This window comes from Prauserella endophytica (genome assembly GCF_005146945.1).
Classification (GTDB): domain Bacteria; phylum Actinomycetota; class Actinomycetes; order Mycobacteriales; family Pseudonocardiaceae; genus Prauserella_A; species Prauserella_A endophytica.
Map to the genome: position 1 here is coordinate 1 of NZ_SWMS01000030.1, position 16,869 is coordinate 16,869.

The 16,869-nt window shown below is 66.7% G+C and carries 19 protein-coding genes; 15 read left to right on the forward strand and 4 right to left on the reverse strand.

What is annotated here, in order from left to right; translation table 11 throughout:
* Nucleotides 1–173 precede the first annotated feature (173 nt).
* On the forward strand, nucleotides 174–1,481 hold the full coding sequence (locus tag FCN18_RS33170) for a hypothetical protein (protein WP_137096969.1): 1,308 nt from the start codon (nucleotides 174–176) through the stop codon (nucleotides 1,479–1,481).
* A gap of 88 nt (nucleotides 1,482–1,569) precedes the next feature.
* Nucleotides 1,570–2,940: a replicative DNA helicase gene (dnaB, locus tag FCN18_RS33175; protein ID WP_137096970.1), complete on the forward strand. Its 1,371-nt coding sequence runs from the start codon at nucleotides 1,570–1,572 to the stop codon at nucleotides 2,938–2,940.
* A 1,040-nt stretch (nucleotides 2,941–3,980) separates the two neighbouring features.
* Here dnaB and FCN18_RS33180 read toward each other — a convergent pair.
* Both FCN18_RS33180 and FCN18_RS33185 read right to left on the reverse strand, forming a co-directional pair.
* On the reverse strand, nucleotides 3,981–4,697 hold the full coding sequence (locus FCN18_RS33180; protein ID WP_137096971.1) for a hypothetical protein: 717 nt from the start codon (nucleotides 4,695–4,697) through the stop codon (nucleotides 3,981–3,983).
* A gap of 173 nt (nucleotides 4,698–4,870) precedes the next feature.
* Entirely contained in the window at nucleotides 4,871–5,974 is a 1,104-nt protein-coding gene (locus tag FCN18_RS33185) for a ParA family protein (protein ID WP_137096972.1), read from the reverse strand.
* 695 nt (nucleotides 5,975–6,669) lie between these two features.
* Between FCN18_RS33185 and FCN18_RS33190 the strand changes: the two genes are divergently transcribed.
* From FCN18_RS33190 to FCN18_RS33225, 8 genes are all read left to right on the forward strand, one after another.
* Nucleotides 6,670–6,882, forward strand: a complete 213-nt coding sequence (locus tag FCN18_RS33190; RefSeq protein WP_137096973.1) for a hypothetical protein — start codon at nucleotides 6,670–6,672, stop codon at nucleotides 6,880–6,882.
* Nucleotides 6,883–7,100: 218 nt separating this feature from the next.
* Nucleotides 7,101–7,364, forward strand: a complete 264-nt coding sequence (locus tag FCN18_RS33195) for a hypothetical protein (protein ID WP_137096974.1) — start codon at nucleotides 7,101–7,103, stop codon at nucleotides 7,362–7,364.
* Between the two features lie 221 nt (nucleotides 7,365–7,585).
* Nucleotides 7,586–7,993: a hypothetical protein gene (locus FCN18_RS33200; RefSeq protein ID WP_137096975.1), complete on the forward strand. Its 408-nt coding sequence runs from the start codon at nucleotides 7,586–7,588 to the stop codon at nucleotides 7,991–7,993.
* A gap of 257 nt (nucleotides 7,994–8,250) precedes the next feature.
* Entirely contained in the window at nucleotides 8,251–8,865 is a 615-nt protein-coding gene (locus FCN18_RS33205) for an HNH endonuclease family protein (RefSeq protein WP_137097049.1), read from the forward strand.
* The gene (locus FCN18_RS33210; protein WP_137096976.1) at nucleotides 8,862–9,251 is read left to right on the forward strand and encodes a hypothetical protein; all 390 of its coding nucleotides are present in this window, start codon (nucleotides 8,862–8,864) and stop codon (nucleotides 9,249–9,251) included. The genes FCN18_RS33205 and FCN18_RS33210 overlap by 4 nt, the downstream gene beginning before the upstream one ends.
* A complete protein-coding gene (locus tag FCN18_RS33215) occupies nucleotides 9,248–9,715 on the forward strand; it encodes a hypothetical protein (RefSeq protein WP_137096977.1) in 468 nt (155 codons plus the stop codon). Before FCN18_RS33210 ends, FCN18_RS33215 begins: the two co-directional genes overlap by 4 nt.
* Before the next feature lie 115 nt (nucleotides 9,716–9,830).
* Entirely contained in the window at nucleotides 9,831–10,199 is a 369-nt protein-coding gene (locus FCN18_RS33220) for a hypothetical protein (protein ID WP_137096978.1), read from the forward strand.
* Between the two features lie 57 nt (nucleotides 10,200–10,256).
* Nucleotides 10,257–10,736: a hypothetical protein gene (locus FCN18_RS33225; protein ID WP_137096979.1), complete on the forward strand. Its 480-nt coding sequence runs from the start codon at nucleotides 10,257–10,259 to the stop codon at nucleotides 10,734–10,736.
* A gap of 76 nt (nucleotides 10,737–10,812) precedes the next feature.
* Here FCN18_RS33225 and FCN18_RS33230 read toward each other — a convergent pair whose 3' ends face one another.
* Entirely contained in the window at nucleotides 10,813–11,448 is a 636-nt protein-coding gene (locus tag FCN18_RS33230; RefSeq protein ID WP_137096980.1) for a GNAT family N-acetyltransferase, read from the reverse strand.
* Nucleotides 11,449–11,607: 159 nt separating this feature from the next.
* On the opposite strand from FCN18_RS33230, the gene FCN18_RS33235 reads away from it, so the two are divergent.
* From FCN18_RS33235 to FCN18_RS33245, 4 genes are all read left to right on the forward strand, one after another.
* Nucleotides 11,608–12,081, forward strand: coding sequence for a helix-turn-helix domain-containing protein (locus FCN18_RS33235; protein WP_137096981.1), 474 nt, complete (start codon nucleotides 11,608–11,610; stop codon nucleotides 12,079–12,081).
* Nucleotides 12,082–12,178: 97 nt separating this feature from the next.
* Nucleotides 12,179–12,679, forward strand: a complete 501-nt coding sequence (locus tag FCN18_RS33240; protein WP_137096982.1) for a hypothetical protein — start codon at nucleotides 12,179–12,181, stop codon at nucleotides 12,677–12,679.
* Nucleotides 12,676–13,866 carry an MAB_1171c family putative transporter gene (locus FCN18_RS39300; RefSeq protein WP_158303220.1) on the forward strand — a complete coding sequence of 397 codons (1,191 nt, stop codon included), beginning with the start codon at nucleotides 12,676–12,678 and terminating at the stop codon, nucleotides 13,864–13,866. The genes FCN18_RS33240 and FCN18_RS39300 overlap by 4 nt, the downstream gene beginning before the upstream one ends.
* Nucleotides 13,859–14,770 (forward strand): nucleoside hydrolase, encoded by a 912-nt coding sequence (locus FCN18_RS33245; RefSeq protein WP_158303221.1) that lies wholly within the window; start codon nucleotides 13,859–13,861, stop codon nucleotides 14,768–14,770. Before FCN18_RS39300 ends, FCN18_RS33245 begins: the two co-directional genes overlap by 8 nt.
* Nucleotides 14,771–15,095: 325 nt before the next feature.
* Here the strand turns inward: FCN18_RS33245 and FCN18_RS33250 are convergent, their stop codons facing one another.
* On the reverse strand, nucleotides 15,096–16,451 hold the full coding sequence (locus FCN18_RS33250; protein ID WP_137096984.1) for a hypothetical protein: 1,356 nt from the start codon (nucleotides 16,449–16,451) through the stop codon (nucleotides 15,096–15,098).
* Nucleotides 16,452–16,593: 142 nt separating this feature from the next.
* Between FCN18_RS33250 and FCN18_RS33255 the strand changes: the two genes are divergently transcribed.
* Nucleotides 16,594–16,839: a hypothetical protein gene (locus tag FCN18_RS33255; RefSeq protein WP_137096985.1), complete on the forward strand. Its 246-nt coding sequence runs from the start codon at nucleotides 16,594–16,596 to the stop codon at nucleotides 16,837–16,839.
* The last annotated feature ends 30 nt before the right edge of the window (nucleotides 16,840–16,869 follow it).

Sequence of the window (16,869 nt, forward strand, 5' to 3'; positions counted from 1 at the left end):
AAAAAACGCCCCGCGCGGATTGGTTTGGCCGCCTATCGCGCGGAGCGTTTCTCGAATCGCTTGGTCTGTGATTCGACCCGTGCTACGCAGCATACCGGACTGTTGCTACCTAGCAAATACACGTGGCGCGGTGAGTCGACTCACGACCAGGCTCGTTCCGAAAGGACGAGCGGTTGAGCAACACGGCAACCGACTACCCCACAGAACAGGACAACGGAACCGCGCCCATCACCGGCGCTTTCCTGGAAGCTCCCAGCAGCATCAGTGTGCCGCTGTGGGTCAAGGCATCCGGCGTATCGCACGCGGCCACCCACCTGGCCGACGCCCTCCTGGCCGGAGCCATGACAGTGCATGGCGACCACGCCCCGACCCTGAACCGGGAATTCCTGGCCTGGTGGCTCGGCGTTAAGCGGTACGACAAGGGCCTCCAGAAGCCTCTGGACGAGCTGGCGCAGATCGGGTTCCTGGTCATCTTCGACGGCGGTGTCGACCCAAAGACCGGCCGCCGCCGCAAGCGCCGGGACCCGTTGACCGGGCAGCAGATCCCCGACACCTATGCCGTCCGGATGGACTCTCCACCCGGCTACGTCGGGCCGCGCAACCTCGCTGAGGCGGCTGCTTGGTTCGCCGACGATCGCGATGCGGCCTATCGAGCCCACCACGAAGCGGGCCGCAAGGGGGCTGTGTCGATCACTCGCACCAAGCACGGCCGGATCGAGGATTCCCAGGTCAGGCCCACACCCTCGACGAAGGGTGTGGCCACACCCCCCACGAAGGGTGTGGAGGCATTTCCCCAGGTCAGGCCCACACCCTCGACGAAGGGTGTGGCCACACCCCCCACGAAGGGTGTGGAGGCATTTCCCCAGGTCAGGCCCACACCCTCGACGAAGGGTGTGCTAGATAGAGAGAGGGAGGGAACTCCCTCTCGGGAGTTCCCTCCCTCGATCGATCGAAGGGCGACGCCGCCCGGCGATGCCGGGCCAGGCGGCGCGCCCTCCAATACCGCCATGGCCGTTGTGGCTCGCTCGCCATGGCCATCTGGGCAACGTCCGAATCGTCGCCAGCATGTCGAGCTGGCACTCCTGGTCGATTCCGCACTGCAGGACCACGGCCTGTCAGAGGCTGACGTCCAGGACTACGTGATCGCGACGCTCCAGCGCCGCGCCAAGGACGAACAGCGTCGGAAGCCGGGCCAGAAAGCTAACCCAGCCGGCTACGTCGCCAACGCACTCGCGCCGGACATGCTGCCGATTCCGACGCCCTCCGATGCCATCGAGCTACCGCAGCCCGAAGACACGGATCTGCCCCAGGGTCCGCAGCAGCATGACGACCCGCCGCCTGCGGCCGCGCCTGCTCTCCCGGCCTGTTCGGCGTGCCGGTCCCACGAAGGCGATCCGCTGCCCTGGCGAACCATCACCGTCGACGGCCGCGAACGCCCCTGCCCGGACTGCCGTCCGAAGCGCACCGTCGACGCCGACTGACCCTCACCCCTCGAATCCATAAGCCCGATCGGGCACGCCGCCCAAAGTCATCCGTTCGGGCCGGACACGGGAAGGAACTCACATTTCCATGACCATGACCCAGCCTGCCGATGCAGACCACCAGCCGATGTGCGATCTCGCCGCTGAACGGGCCGTTCTCGGCGCGATGATGACGTCCACCGTCGCGGTCGCCGACGTGATTGGCGTGATCGGTGCCGCCGCCGAACGGGCCAGCGACTTCTACCGGCCCGTGCACCAAGCCATCTACCAGCAGATTCTCGAGCTGTACGGCCTCGGTGAACCGCACGATCCGATCGCCGTGGCGGACGCGCTCGACCGCAAGGGCGACCTCACCCGTATCGGGGGCGCCCCGTACCTGCACACTCTGATGTCGGAGGCCGCGCCTGCGAGCGCGGCCTACCACGCCGGAATCGTGACCGACCGGGCAAGGCGGCGTCGCCTCCAGGAAGCGGCAACCCGCATCGCGGTCTACGCCACTGGAGCCGATGCTGGTGAAGCACTCGCGCGGGCCCAGGCCGAACTGGACAACGTCGCCGATGCTCGCGAGACCGCCGAGATCGACTCTGTTGGCAACCTGCTCCAAGCCATGTACGACGCGGTGGACGACTTCCAGACCGGTGCCAGGCAACGCGGCATCCGCACCGGCATCCTCGACCTGGACGCCCTCACCAACGGTCTGCACCCTGGCCAGCTGATCACCCTCGCCGCCCGCCCTGGCATGGGCAAGAGCGTTCTCGGGCTGAACTTCGCCCGCGCCTGCTCGGTCGAGCAGGACATGGCCAGCGTGATCTTCTCTTTGGAGATGTCCAAGACCGAGATCATGTTTCGACTCGCGGCCGCGCACGCCAAGATCCGCCTGTCCTCGCTGCGATCCACAGGTGGGCTCACCGACGACGACTGGACGCACCTGGCTCGCTCGATGGCCACGGTAAGCGAAGCTCCGCTGTACATCGACGACTCACCGTCCGCGACCGTCGCCGACATCCGCGCCAAAGCGCGGCGACTCAAGCAGCAGCTGAAGCGACAGGACCGCGACCTCCGGCTGATCGTGGTCGACTACCTCCAGCTCATGACATCCGGACAGCGAACGGAGAACCGGCAGCAGGAAGTGTCCGACTTCAGTCGCCAACTCAAGCTTCTCGCCAAGGAGCTGGAGGTGCCGGTCGTGGCCATCAGCCAGCTCAACCGCGGCCCCGAACAACGCACCGACAAGCGGCCGATGCTCTCCGACCTGCGCGAGTCAGGCTCCATCGAGCAGGACAGCGACGTGGTGATCCTCATCCACCGACCCGACGCCTACGAGCGCGACTGCCCGCGCGCTGGCGAGGCCGATCTGATCCTCGCCAAGCACCGGGATGGTCAGCAGGCCACCGTCACCGTTGCCCACCAGTTGCACTACAGCCGCTTCTGCGACCTCGCCACCGAGGAAGCGAGTTGACCATGGTAGCCGCACTCGCCCGGGTTGCCGCCCACGAGAACCGCTCCCGCTCCCTCGGCCCATCTTCGGTAACACACACCGGAGAGGGAGGCGCGGACGCTACAGGGGCACTCAGGCGGCATTGCGGGCTTTCTCCGGGCGGGACTTCGCCACCTATGGAGCAGCTGTATAACTAGTTATACAGCTGCTCCATAGGTGGCGGCCTCGACCTGGATTGGCCGGGAGCCTGGGGGCTCTGGGATGTCTGACCTGACCAGAATCCGAGGGAGGCGCCTGGGCTGCCGATCGTGGACGAGTCAGGTCTGACTGCAGGCCGTTACGCGTGGCGTGTGGGCCCCGTTGTTCGCCGCATGCGCGCTGCGAGTTGACAAGGAGGGGGGTCTACGTGGTAGGCGCGCGCGCCACGAGGGACGGGTTTTGGCGTCATTGTTCGCGGCTGAGCGGCGAATATTCGCCGCGTTTGTTCGCTCACTCGTTGTGAGCATCGAGGAGGGCCTTCGTCGAGGGATGTGCCGGATCCGGGTGGGGCCCAGGGTGATGGGTTGGGGTCCCCAACCCCCCGGGAGCGGTCGCCGCAGTGCGGCCAACTGTCCCGCTCCCCCACTCCTCCAAGGTCGACGGTGGCGGCTCTGGCTGAACTCGGAGACCCCCTCAGCGAGGTTGCCAGTGACTCCCCAATCTGGGTTGACATGGGGGCAGTTGTGTTGGTGGGCGAGCGGAGCCCTTTGGGATACCCCAAGCCCCACTCTGTTGGGGTGGCGGAGCACCCCAACAGCCCCACCCCAACTCTCGCCGACTGAGGTACCCCAACAAGCCCCAAATTCGGATGACTGGGGTGCTGGTTACTCGCACCCCACTTCGCGGCTGAACTGCACATCTGGGGTGGGTTTGGGATAGCCGCGTGGACCCGTCGAGGACCCCGAGACTCCCCCAACCCGACGCCTGGACATCGCGTTCCAGTGGGGGTTGGCTGGGGGGCTCCGGGGCCTCGCCTACGTCGGGGGCTTGTGTGGCGCGCCCGTGCGGGATCGATCGCGCCGCTACTTGACGCGGTCGATCCGCACGGGGATGCCGAAGTAGTCACCGAGTGCGAGACGAACGAGGACGGACAGCTTCAGTCGGTGCTGCTTGGCAACGCGTTCCAATGCCGGCCTGAACTTCGGGGATACCTGATACTGGATGCGTGCGCTGTTTCGGCGGTCGTTCTTCTTGCGGCCCGGCCCCCGCTCGATGACCGGAAGGCCGGGGAAGAGGCCGTCTTCATGAACGGGACCGCGAGCAGCCTTTATCAGCTCCGGCAGTCGGCCCGAACAGTTCCCGATGGCTGTGAGCACGATGGTTTCCGCGGTCTTGCCGCTGTCCTGCATCCTGTGGAACTTCGCCGCGATTGCGTCCGGAACCCAGCTCTGCTTGGTGGCCTTGCCGACCCAGAATTCCTCGTCCTCGTCGTCCTGCGTTTCGTCGACCCCGGTCTCGTCAGGTCCCCCGGGACGCTCGTCGGGGGTGGCCCCTTCGCTGCCGTCGGGTGATCTGGTGTCAGGCTGCTCCGACTCGGATGGGGTGTGGGCTGCGTCAGATCCGGGGGCTCGTTCAGAGTCCTTTGTAGCGACGGGAACGGTGCCGGAGGCCAGTTGCTCGGCCGGTGCTGTGGCGGTCTCGACTGGAGCGGGAACGGAAGTATCTTCCCCGGCTAGTTTTTCCGAGACTGATGCGGTGGTGGTCTGCTCTTGTGTAGGCGTCGGAACACCGCTACTCATGTTGCTAGTGGCGCCCTGAGTGGCAGCCGAATCGGTAGTGCCAGAGCGCCCGCTTCCCCGCTGGGCGGCCGCCAAGCGGCGCCCTCGCTCGCCGCGCTTGCCGAAGGCAGAGACATCCGGCTTGGGTGGTGCGACCGGTCCCCGGCCGTGTGCAGTGCTGGTTGTCTGGTCGCTCATACGGGCATCACCGCCTCCTGCTCCTCAAGCACGAAGATGCGCTCAACTACCTCCAAAGTCAGATCGACATAGTCCTGGCCGACCTGCTCGGCTCGCTCGGTCGGCAGCACCGTTCCTCCGCCGCCGCGACGCCTTTCCCACCATTTGACACCGTCGGTGGACTCAGCGACCTCGTGGGACAGCTGACCGCGCTCCCGGCAGGTGATGGCCACGGACTCCGCCTTACGGATCACCGTGTTGAAAACCGGGGCGTCCGCGCCAGCCTCGCTCAGCAGTGTCTGCACCTTCTTGCGGGCTTCCACCCATCGCCCGACGGGTCGCCGCTCCCCCGTCTTACGGTTGCTGTGGAACCGATGATCGAACCCGAACAGCACCACGCCCAGCAGCTCGAGGTCCGGGTTCAGGCGCCCGGCATCGGCAAACCGCTTGCTCACTCCACCTAGGCCGTTGATCGAGCCAGAGTCAGCGACCGAGACAGGTACCAGTACCCACCGTGCAGCCACCAAGGCAAGCTTCTGCGGCTCGGGGCTCACCGGCGGACAGTCGAGCACAATCCAGGCGTACCCCTCCGAATGCACTAGTTTCGCCAGCGCGACCGCCAGCCCGAGCCAGGCCGCTGCACCGCGCTTCTGCTGAATGCCGGTGAGCATCGCTGCCAGGTTCTCCAGCTCGTCGCCGCTGGGGATCATGTCGAGGCACGGCCGCACATCACGGATGATCGTCGGGTCCTGGCCATGTAGGACGGCCATGGCCAGCGACTCGCCATGATCGTTGAGAGGATCCCCGCCTGTGCCAAGGTCCTCGTGCGTGTTCCCCTGCGAGTCCATCTCCACGATCAAGACTCGACCGTGTGGCTCGCCCACCTCAGCCTTGGCTGCTTCGGCCTCGGCCAGTAGCGCAGCTTTGTGGGTGGCGAGCGATGTCTTGCCCTGGCCGCCTTTTCCTTGGAACACCGCGATAACTCGCTCCAGCAGCGGCCGGATCGTGTCGATGAACGCGTCGAGTTCCTCCTGCGATGTGCCTTCGCTGAATCTCTTGAGGTTGAGCTGACTCAGGTCGGGTAGTTGGGTAGCAACCACATCCGGCTCCCCTTCTGCCAATTCGGTGGACTATCTGCCTGCGCGTGCGGCAGGTGCGTTGTCTGACCGAGCACGCGGCCGCTCGCGCTGACGAGATTATCGCCGTGAGTGCACCAGCTCGTCAGACCATACGGCAACGCGTGTCGTGATCTTGAAGTGCAAACGTCAGATAGGACTGATACAAGTCCGACCTTAGCTACCTGTGGCTGGCCTACCTCGCCGCTTCTTGGCAGCTCTATAGGCGGGCTATAAGTACGTCTGTACGAGAGGACTTGCGTCAGTCCCAGAGCACTGCCTAACGCTGAACCGTTAGGTGCATCTATAGAGATGCCCTATACGCAGTACTACGTCTGGTTGTCAGGCAGACCAGAGGTACTGGCTGGCGATGGAACTTTCATCAGTCTTGTAAGCGGCCTGTATCCAGCACTAGGCCTAGTTGGCTCAAAAGCTTGTATCTAGCTCCGACAACAGTTCGCAGCATAGAACTGACATGTTGCCTGGCGTGCAGCCTATTTGACCGCTAGTACAGAGACTAGCCAAGAGTCTTGGCAAGAGACTAACTCAGTCCGTTGACGTGCACTGATAGCGATTCAGTCCATCGTTCACCCATGGGATCGCCGGGGCGTCAACGGGTGTGCGAGGGCAGTACAGGACGTCATCACCAGTGAAAAATAGCTACTTGTGTAGGAGTTACACCACCCGCTACAGTGTTGCGTATGAACGACCAGACGCCAGCACTCAGGGAGGTCGCTGACCTCCGCCGACAGCGCCGCCAGTTGGACCATCGCATCACCGAACTCACCCCGCGCGCGATCGACGAGGGCTACGCGGCCGGATATCGACCTGAGGAGATCGCCCACCGAATTGGGATCTCCGTTTCCCGTATTCACCAGATCCGCCGCGCACAGCGAGAAAGGTACGGAGACTGATGGGCACCACCCACCGAGGCAGTTCGACCACGAGGGCTATGCCGCGCGGGTGGCCCTGCCAGACGACACCGAGACCAGCATCACCGCGGTGAACAAGTCGAGCCAGTTCCTCGACGACCTCGGCCGCGACGAACACCGATAGACCGCCAGGTGCGGCGCGGAAGACACCTCTCACAGCGCCCGCGCCGCACCTGGTTTTCACACCCAACCGTCACCAGATGGGAGCGACCCCAGTGTCCCACTACGTCCACGCGCTGCGCCTGCTGGCCGTGCGCGCCATGCGCTCCGGACAACGCTGCATCGATCGCCACGACTACGCGGCGGCTGCCGAGTTCATCGAGCTGGCCGCCGACCTTGCTGACGCTCTCGCCGCCGAGGTCGAATCTGTCGAACCTGAGCAGGCCGACAAGCTTCGGCTGATCGGCCGGATGCGTCGCCGCTGGGCCGCAGAAGCCGACATCGCCGCCCTGGTCGCGTCGTGACTGGCCGGCGGAAACGAAGCCACCAGCGGCGTCGGCAACTCGGCCTCGGCCTGTCCGTGCCACCGCCGGTACGCCACGTCGACGAGCCGACCCGGCGGCCTGGTGAGGACCGGCCGGTCCTCACCAGGAAAGGCCGCCGCACAGTAACCGTCGAGGACCTACACACTGCGGCTTCGATACACGAAGCCGCGCACGCCGTCACCGCGATCGTCTACGGAATCGTGCCGTTCTCCGTGGAGATCGAACGACGCAACCGTCTGTTCGGCCTGCCACTGTTCCCCGGCCTGACCAGGTACAGCGATCCCAGGAAGCCGGAGGTCGTGGACTACTCAGACCGCCCGGACAAGGGGATGGTCGTCTCGTACGTAGGACCTGTCGCGGAGCTTCGTGCGTTCACCGAACTGGGTTATCGAGCATCGGCAGTGCGGGGATGCGTCAACCGCGCCAGCGAATCCGACATGCACATTGCGTCGATGTTCAGCAGGTATGCCTCGATCGACCATCGCAAGGCGCGCAAGATCGGCGAGCAGATGGTGGATAGGAACTGGTCGCGCATCGTGCGGGTAGCGAAAGCCCTCCGTGGCGCAGGTGGCTACCTCACCGGCAAACAGGTCGTCGACCTGCTGTGATCGGCCCGGGCGCAGTGCCCGCCCCGCAAGTCATCCGCGCGTGCGGGACGGGGACCGCCCGGGTCCAGCCAACCTCTTCGCGAAAGAGAGGGAACCCCTATGACCAACGAGACCATTCGGCTCACCGCCGCTGCGAACAAGGTCCACGACACGGCGGCGAGTCGCGATCTGACCTCGCACCTGAGCGATGTTGCTGGAGGTGGGCGGTGAGCAGCGACCCCATAAAGGCGTTGATGCTGCTCATCGGCGCGACGGTGATGCTGACCGGCTGCCACCCGCTCACCCTCACCAGCGCGGCAACCTCGGCGTCGGAGCCGTATGCCGTGGTGGACGTGCGTGAGCAGTTGGAGCAGCTGCCGGTCGGGCCCCGGGGCAGCCTCGCTGGCTATGACCGGGACGAGGACTTCCCGCACTGGTCGAGCCAGGGCGACGGGTGCAACACCCGGGAGGTCGTGCTCGAACGCGACGGGACAGACGTGATGACCGGTCCAGGCTGCAAGTCGACGTCGGGCACGTGGGTTTCGCCGTATGACGGGCAGACTTGGACCGATCCCTCGGACGTCGATATCGATCATGTGGTGCCGCTCGCGCAGAGCTGGGTGTCCGGGGCGCGGTCGTGGACTCAGGCCCAGCGGGAGGCGTTCGCCAACGACCTGACCCGCCCGCAGCTGCTCGCGGTCACCGACAACGTGAACCAGGAGAAGGGCCGCAAGGCGCCGGACGAGTGGAAACCGCCGCTCGTCGGCTACTGGTGTACCTACGCCTCGGATTGGGTCACCGTGAAGCATCACTACGCCCTCACCATCACCAGCGGGGAGAAATCCGCGCTGCTGCTGATGCTCGATAAGTGCCCGAAAGGCGGACGATCATGACGACGACTTCTGATCCGCTGAGCAGGCGAAACACCCGGCACGGGGGAGAGTCGCCGCAGCTGGACACCGACCCGGGCCGGGAGGCGTATGTAGACCGGGCGCACCTGGCGGCGCTGGCCGCCACTCATCCCGCGGTGTCGGCCCGCCTGACCCACGATCCGCACGGTCTGCCCGGCCTGAGCAGGGTGCTGGTCCTGCACGGGCCGACGGGGCAGGTCACCTTCCACATCGCCGATGAGGACGCCGAGTTGTTCGAGCACGTGCCGTGGGCCGCCGACGGAGACCCTAAGGCGGTGTGGGACGGCCACACCAAGGCCCAGGCGCGGTCGCGCCTGGCTGGACTCGTTCAGCTGCTGGCCTTCGAGCAGAGGGGAGTGCAGTCATGACCGTGATCGGGATCAATGGCGAACCGCTGCTCCTCGACCCCGACAAAGTCCTCCGCACGTTGCCGCTGGTGCACGGAGTCCGGGCGTTCGAGGACGACGAGTGGATGGTCGCGTTCGGTCATCACCACCCGCGCCGCGCTATCGCCGTGTTCAACGCGCTCTATCGCCGGGCGTGCCTGCGTTGGGACTCGCACCCACCGCTGCATCCCCGGTGGGGCGCGTCGCTGCCGGGAGGCTGGCCGTCGCGGCCCTGCTATCCCAGTGTCGCCGCTGAGCTGGAGTACCGGTGGTGGCGGCTGATCGACTCCTGCCCCGATGAGGAAAGGCCGGGGCATCGGGGCAGCGACGACTACGACGACCCCTGTCTTCACTGCTTGGCGTTGTCCGATCCGATCGGCTGGGTCGCCGCGCAGTGCCCCGCCACCGATCCCGGTGCTTTCCCGGTCACCATATGGCAGCCCTGACCTGGTCGGATCCTGCCCGCTCGTCAGTGGGTCATGGGACCGTCATCTCCGCCCGCACGACGGGACGGGGCAGCTCGTGACTGCCCCGTCCCTCCCCTCAACCCTAAGGACTCTCATGCCCGAGCAGTTGAACCCCACGATCGCCACCGATGAGCTGGCGGACCTGATCCGCCGGTGGACGTCCACGGGCCCGTCCCCGCTGATCCTGGCCGCCACCAACCTGCTCCTGGAGCACGAGGGCTGGTTGTGGCGGGCCGATTTCCGCAGGACCTGCATCCACTACTTCCCCGATGAGCAGATGGCCCGATTCGACTGGTTGGCCGTCCAGGACCTGCTCGCCGAGGAGCCGCGGGCCTCAACGAGCGAACTCGCGATCCTGCGCTTCGCCTGCGCTCTCGCCCTCGATGAATTCTCGTGGTCGGCGATGGGAACCAGCCATCAGGCAATGCTGCGCCGAGCGGTGGACACCGCCCTCGATTCCTGACCACAGCATCACCTCTGAACATCTAGCCCAACCCACCAACACGCGAAGGAAAGAGCTATGAGCAGCGACGATGACCTGGTCGACGTGATCGAGGAGCAGGTGCCCTACGACGGCCCGCATAGCCGAGAGTCGGTGATCGGGGCGGCGCAGGGTGTCGCGCACCTGGTCCGCTACCTGAACAACGCCACCCAACCAGGCACGGCGCGGTACACCCTGGAATGGGCGAGCACGATCGACTCCGTGCTGGGCACGATGAAGGGCGCGTTGTACGGCATGGACCAGCTGTTCGAGCAGCTGAGCGCGGCAGCAGCAGCGGCGGCCGAGGACCCGACGGTGTACGACGCGAGAGCGGCGCAGCGGGAAGACCGGCATCCGGATGGTGCGCGGGTCGCACGGGAGTTGGCGGAGACGCTGAACGGGGTGCGGCAGCACCTGGCGGTGTGGCAGGGGTTTCGCGTGGTCGGCGGAATGGCGGCCGAGCTGGAGCGGGCACACAGCCTGTCGGCCCGACTGGGCAACGAGCGCAGCGACGACTGACCACCCCCGCCGACAGCTCACGAACAGCAGCCCTCGACCACCTGGTCGGGGGCTGCTGTCGTGCGTGGCTTACTGGCTATTCCTGCAGGCTGGCGGCGGCGCGCATGTCGGGACAGCGCTCGGGCAGGCCGAGACGCAGCGCCGGATCGCTGACGGCCTTCCAGAACTGGTGGGCCGAGTCGGTGTCCTCGATCGCGGTGGTGGACCAGCGGTAGCCCCGGCCACGGCTTAGGGCTGCTGCCAGAAGCACGCGACCGAACCCGCGGCGCCGGTGCGGCGGCGGGTCCACGCGAATGTGTTCGATGATCCCGGCCTGGCACTGGGCGCACAGGGCGAGGTCGATGTCGCCGACAGCCCGCCCGTTCAGGCGGATCTCGATGCGCCCCACGCCGGCGGGGTGGTGTTCGGGTGGGATCGCGACGATCTCGACGCCCAGGCCGTCGGTCTGCTCGGCGCGCCGCTGCTGGTAGCCGGGGTCCACGATGCACCAGGTGGAGATGGCCGGGTCGTGCGCGTGGCAGGCACGGCAGGTCAGCTGCCGCAGCCGCAGGCGCGCGTTCCAGCCGACCCACACGGTGCCGCTGCCGACGGGGTGCTGGCGCGGACAGTGCGCGGGGTGGTGTTCGCGCAGCCCGCCTCGTGCGGTCAGTTCGTACCGCAGCTGGGGCAGCACCGGCACCGCCCGACCAAATTGGCCCGCACTATCGAACATACGTACGAGTATCGCAGGCGGATCCGGTAGATCCGAGCGCCGTCACTCGACCTGAGGTTGACATCACGAGGGGGCGCTGTTGTAAACAGATGTAGACGTGTTTCGTCAGCAGATAGGGTCTGGCGTGCCTGCCTCCCCTCACACGCTATGGAGACCGCGATGAGCGAGCCCACCCCCGCGACTCGATCGTTCGCCGAGAAGTTTTCGCACCTCATCGCGACGATTCACCCAGCTGATCGGGGGCCCTACACCGATCAGGAGATCGCCGAGCAACTCCATACGTCACGGCAGTATGTGTGGCAGCTGCGCAGGGGGGAGCGGGGTGAGCCCCGCCAGTCGATCGTCCATGAGATCACGAAGTTCTTCGGCGTCCCCGACACCTACTTCTCCGACGACGACGTGGCGCAGACGGTGGACGACGAGATCACGGCGCTGGTGAACCGTCGGGATGCCAGTGCCGCCGCCGACGACCCGCGCGAGGGTGTGGAGGCGCGACGGCTCGCGCAGCGGTATCTGTCCCTGGGGCCGGAGGGACGCGCGGCGGTGTCGAGTCTGATCGACAGCCTGGACGCCTACGGAAAACAGTCACGCAGTACCCGCTCTCGGCGCAAACCAGGGCCGTCTTCGTCCTGATTGTGTCAAGATCGTCGTGGGGGCCGCGGCGCCGAAAGACCAGTTCAGCTGCGTGCGGCTCCTGTTTACGGGGGGTTTGCAGAGTAGGGGGACGGTCATGGAGTTGCAGCGTTTACGAGACGAGTGTGAAGGTCTGGTCGAGGCGGTGGTGACAGAAGTCGGCCTGCCTCGCCCGTGGTCCATCAACGCCTTCCTCGACCGGCTGGAGCCCTGGCATGGCCGGGAGATCGATCTGTGTGCGGTGCGCTGGGCGGTGGGGGAGAGCACCGGGGGGTGGCAACGGCGCGGGGACCATGACGTGATCGCCTACCCGGAGAACACCACCGGGGCGCATCAGGATCACATCATCTGTCACGAGCTCGGGCACATGCTGCAGCAGCACGAGGGCCAGTGCGTCCTCTCGGTCGCCGAGGCCCGCGCCATCGCGCCCAGTCTCAGCCTCACCGCCCTCGGGCACCTGCTGCAGCGTGCCGACCAGGCGCAGGAGGAACGCGACGCCGAACGGTTCGCGACGCTGCTGCTGACTTACGCCCACGCCGACGCGTCGCGGCCGGCGACAGAGCTGGGGCGGCGAGTGGAAGCGACGTTCGGGCTGTGACGGCCGCGCTTTTGTTCTACGTCTGTGCGGCGGCGTCGTTCGCGGCGGCGCTCCTGCGGCTGAGTCGGGTCCGGACGAACCCGAACCCGCGTGGCGCGCAGGCCTACGGGCTGATTCTGGTGGCCATGGCGGTCACGTTCACCGCGATGGCCACACCGACGCAGGCCTGGATCAACCAGTCCGTGCCGGACGGCGGCAAGCTGCTGGGCAACACCTCGACCCTGGTCGCGGCCTTCGGCGTGGTGGCGCTGAGCCTGTACACCCGCTGGCCGGTCGAGCAGGCCGGACCGAAGGTGCGCCGGCGGGCTCTCTGGCTGGCCGTGACGGCGGCCGTGCTGCTGGTGACGTTCTTCTGGCCGCACCCGGTCGTGCTGACCGGGTCGTTCGACGGCCTTTACGCCCTCGATCCCAGCCTGGCCATCTACACCGTGGCCTACGCCAGCTACCTCGGTATCGCCCTGATCGACTTCGTGCGGCTGTCGCTGCAGTTCATCGGGCAAGCACCGCCGGTGCTGCGGTGGGGTTTGCGGCTGCTGGCCACCGCCGGGGCCCTGGGGGTGACCTATGCGGCGTCGAAGATCGCCATCGTCGTGCACCGCCTGGTCACCGGGTCCCGAGCCGGGACCGGCAACGAGGACGGGGTGTGCCACGCGGCGTTCTCCTCAGTCGGGTGCACGGTCGCGGTCGGCGGCCCCGGCCTGGTCGCCCTGCTGCTCATCGCCGGCGTGGTCGCGTGTGCCTACTCCGCCCGCCTGGAGAACCTCGCGCAGTGGACAGCCAGCATTCGCACGTATCGCCGGTTGGAGCCGTTGTGGCGGGCGGTGACCACGGCGGTGCCCGAGGTGCATCGCAGCGGACTCCCGGCCGATGACCTCGAGGATCCGCGCGATATTCGGGTGCGCCTGAACCGCCGCTATGTGGAGATCCGTGACGGGTTGCTGCTGCTGAGCCCGTACCGGATCCCGGCCCCGTCGCCCGGGGACGCTCACGCTGAAGCTGCGGCGATTCGCTCTGCCATCGAGGCCAAACGCGCGGGACACGAACCCGTGCACGACAGCCCAGCGGCGCCGCTGGCCCACCACGACAGCACCGTCGACCTCGACCGCGCCACCGACACCGCCTGGCTGGAACGTGTCGCCCGCGAATTCACCAACCTGCAGGGGAAAGGAGTGGTGGCGCGTGCGTAGCGCCCCCCATCTCGTGGTCGTGGATACCGACGGCGGACTGGATGACGCGCTGGCGTTGCTGTTCCTCGCCCGCCACCCGGCGGTGCGCCTGCTCGGTGTCGGCTCCGTGCACGGCAACGTGCCCGCCCCCGCGGCCGCAGCGAACGCGCTGCGGGTGCTGGAACTGGCCGGGGACGACCACACGCCCGTCGCGCTCGGCGCGGACGCTCCGCTGAAGCAGGACGTGCACTTCCGTCACCCCGACGACCCGCTCGGGCACCTGGTCGGGCCACCCACGCGACAACCGGCCGGGGAATCCGCCGCCGAGCAGCTCGTGCGGCTCACGCGAGCCCACCCCGGCGAGGTGTCCGTGCTGGCCCTCGGTCCGATGACCAACCTTGCCCACGCCCTCGACGTCGACCCTGACCTGCCGCGCCTGCTGCGCGCGGTCGTGGCCATGGGCGGAGTGTTCACCGGTCCCGGCAACATCACCGAGCACGCGGAAAGCAACGTCCACCACGATCCCGACGCGGCGGCGCGGATCTGCACGGCCGGTTTTGACCTCACCCTCGTCGGGCTGGACGTCACCCGGCAGGTCACCCCCACCACGTCCTGGCTGCGTGCGCTCGCCGCTGACCACTCCATGCCCTGGGCCGCCTATGCGCAACTCCTCGCCGACACCCCGCGCGAGCAGCGGCCACCACTGCCCCTGCACGACCCGCTCGCCGCCGCAGTACTGCTCGAACCCGCACTAGTCACCTGCCGCAGTGGCGTCGTCCACGTGGACACCACACAGGACAACACCAGGGGCCGAACTCGCCGGGATGAGGAGGCAACCGCCGGCCCCGCGGCGCGGGCTGCCGTCACTGTCGATGTCCCCGCATCCCTGCGATTGCTGTTGTCGGGCCTGCTGGCCGGGCAGTAAGCTCAGCGGGTTCGTTGGCTGAGGCTAGTGGTGGGAGCTCCGAGTTCGATTCTCGGAGGGCTACCGCTCATCCTTGCGGCCTTCGTCGTTCTCTGCGCCATCAATTACATCGCAACGACCGCTGCTAGAGGTCCGATCAACGATGTGGACACAAGGGAAGGACAGGTGGGCCCTATGGCGAAACTCAAGACAGTGACAGCAGCTGTGTTCGAGACGACGTGGGCGCTCGGTGTGTCGGTGCTGGCAGGTTCGCCACTCCTAACCTGAACCAACGAACAACAGTGCCGGGCTCGCAGAAGCCCGGCACTGTCTCGTTGTAGCGGCGCTAGCCGTCGGATTCGGCGGCGGTCGGCAGCAACTGGCGCCGCAGTGCCGCTTCCACGTCAAGCCCTCGCACGGGAACGCTGAGCTCCCCTTCGTACACGCCGTGATGTCCCCTCGCGGTGAGGCGCCAGGTGCCCCGGATCTCTCCCATACCGGGATTTTCGACGGCGAGAACGAACTCACCGCCGTGGGTCTCGTAGGTGGCTTCCGGCCGCACGGCGTCGATCCTCAGCGTGAGTGTGGTGGAGCCTTCTTTGAACGTCACGTCCATGCCTCTAGCGAGGTTCAGCGCCTTCCGCAGACTCAATCCGCTGCCGCCGGTCAGCCCCCGCCTCCACCGGGGAATCTGCGTCGAAGGCCCCCACCGTCGAGGAGGTTCGGGCAACTGTTCCGAAACGTTGAAGTCGTCAGGGGAGACGGGCTTGAGCGCCTTCACCTCGCCCTCCAGGTGAAGGGTTACCTCGACATCTTCAACGAAGACCTGACTCAGATTCTCGACGCGCACGAATGACTGCCCGCGCACGGCGGTGATGTTGTCGAGCATGCGTGGCCACGACGCCCGTGTCTCCTCAGCCCAGTCCTCGATCTCTTGCCAGTACTCGCCCGGGCTCCGGTCCTCTGCGACCCGCTCGAAGCCCACGGCGGCAGCCGCAGTGAGCTGAAGCGCGGCTGCCGCCGCAACCGACGGGTCCGTCGTCTGTGCCCGGTACGCCCTGCGCAAACGTCGCGTTGTGGCGTCGATGTAGTTCTCGAGGATGCCGCCGGAAGCGCACCAGAACGCTGAGCCTCCGACGGTCACATCGAACTTGGCAGACGGGGCCGAGTTCCGGCGGGCGATGAGGGCGCGCATCTCGTCGCCCTTCACAGGGCGAGTTTCACCGTCCGCCCGGATGTAGATGCCGCCGTCGGTGAGCCCTTCCGGGCCGTCCTTGTAGCAGGTCCACATTTTTCCCGGTACCGGCCGATCCACGACGATCGCGATCACATCTCGGTTGGCATCCACCGGTATCCGCTGATAATCCCAGCCAGGCGCCTCAGCGCTGGCGAACTTCCGGACCGTCTTCGCGAGCTCGTGCGCCTCGAACGGCGCGATTCCCGACGCCTCACCATGGCCCACACCGAGGATCATCACGGCGTGGCCCTCGAAGGCGCGAGCAGCGAGGTCAGGAGGCCGGTTGGCGGCTCCGAGGATGAACTTGGCTACCTTGGCGCGCCCGGATTCTTGGTTGAGGTCCAGCTCCGACTTCAGTTCCAGGTAGTGCCGCTCCGCCCGGTCGTCGGTAGCAGCCAATGCGGCGATGAGCGCCGCCCACTCCATCTGGCCTCGTGGTAGCCGGGACGAGTCGATCGCGCTCATGGCTGATTCCTCCTGTGTACGCGGCAGCGCCGGGGTTTGCCGTGGCGCGACTGTGTCGTCCCGGGAGATCTGTTGTACCTGACGGTGCCCTGGTCAGGTACACAAACTCCCCGGGTGACACTCGGAGCTCATGCTCCCGGGCATGCCACACGACAACATCACGCACAGCACCCACCGCAGCGCGCTGGCGCGCATCGCTGCCTTGCGGGATCACCCACTCAATAGCCGCGATAAGACTGTCTGGTGGGACGTCGCCCATCGGATGCTGGCGCAGCACGCACCGAACGGCACCTCCCCGGCGGCCTGCGCTCGGTGCGAGAAGGTCTGGCCCTGCGATCTCGCGCAGGGAGTCATCGACGATCTGGAGCAGGGCCACCTCGGTTACTGACCTCGCCGACGACCCGTCAGGGCTTCACCC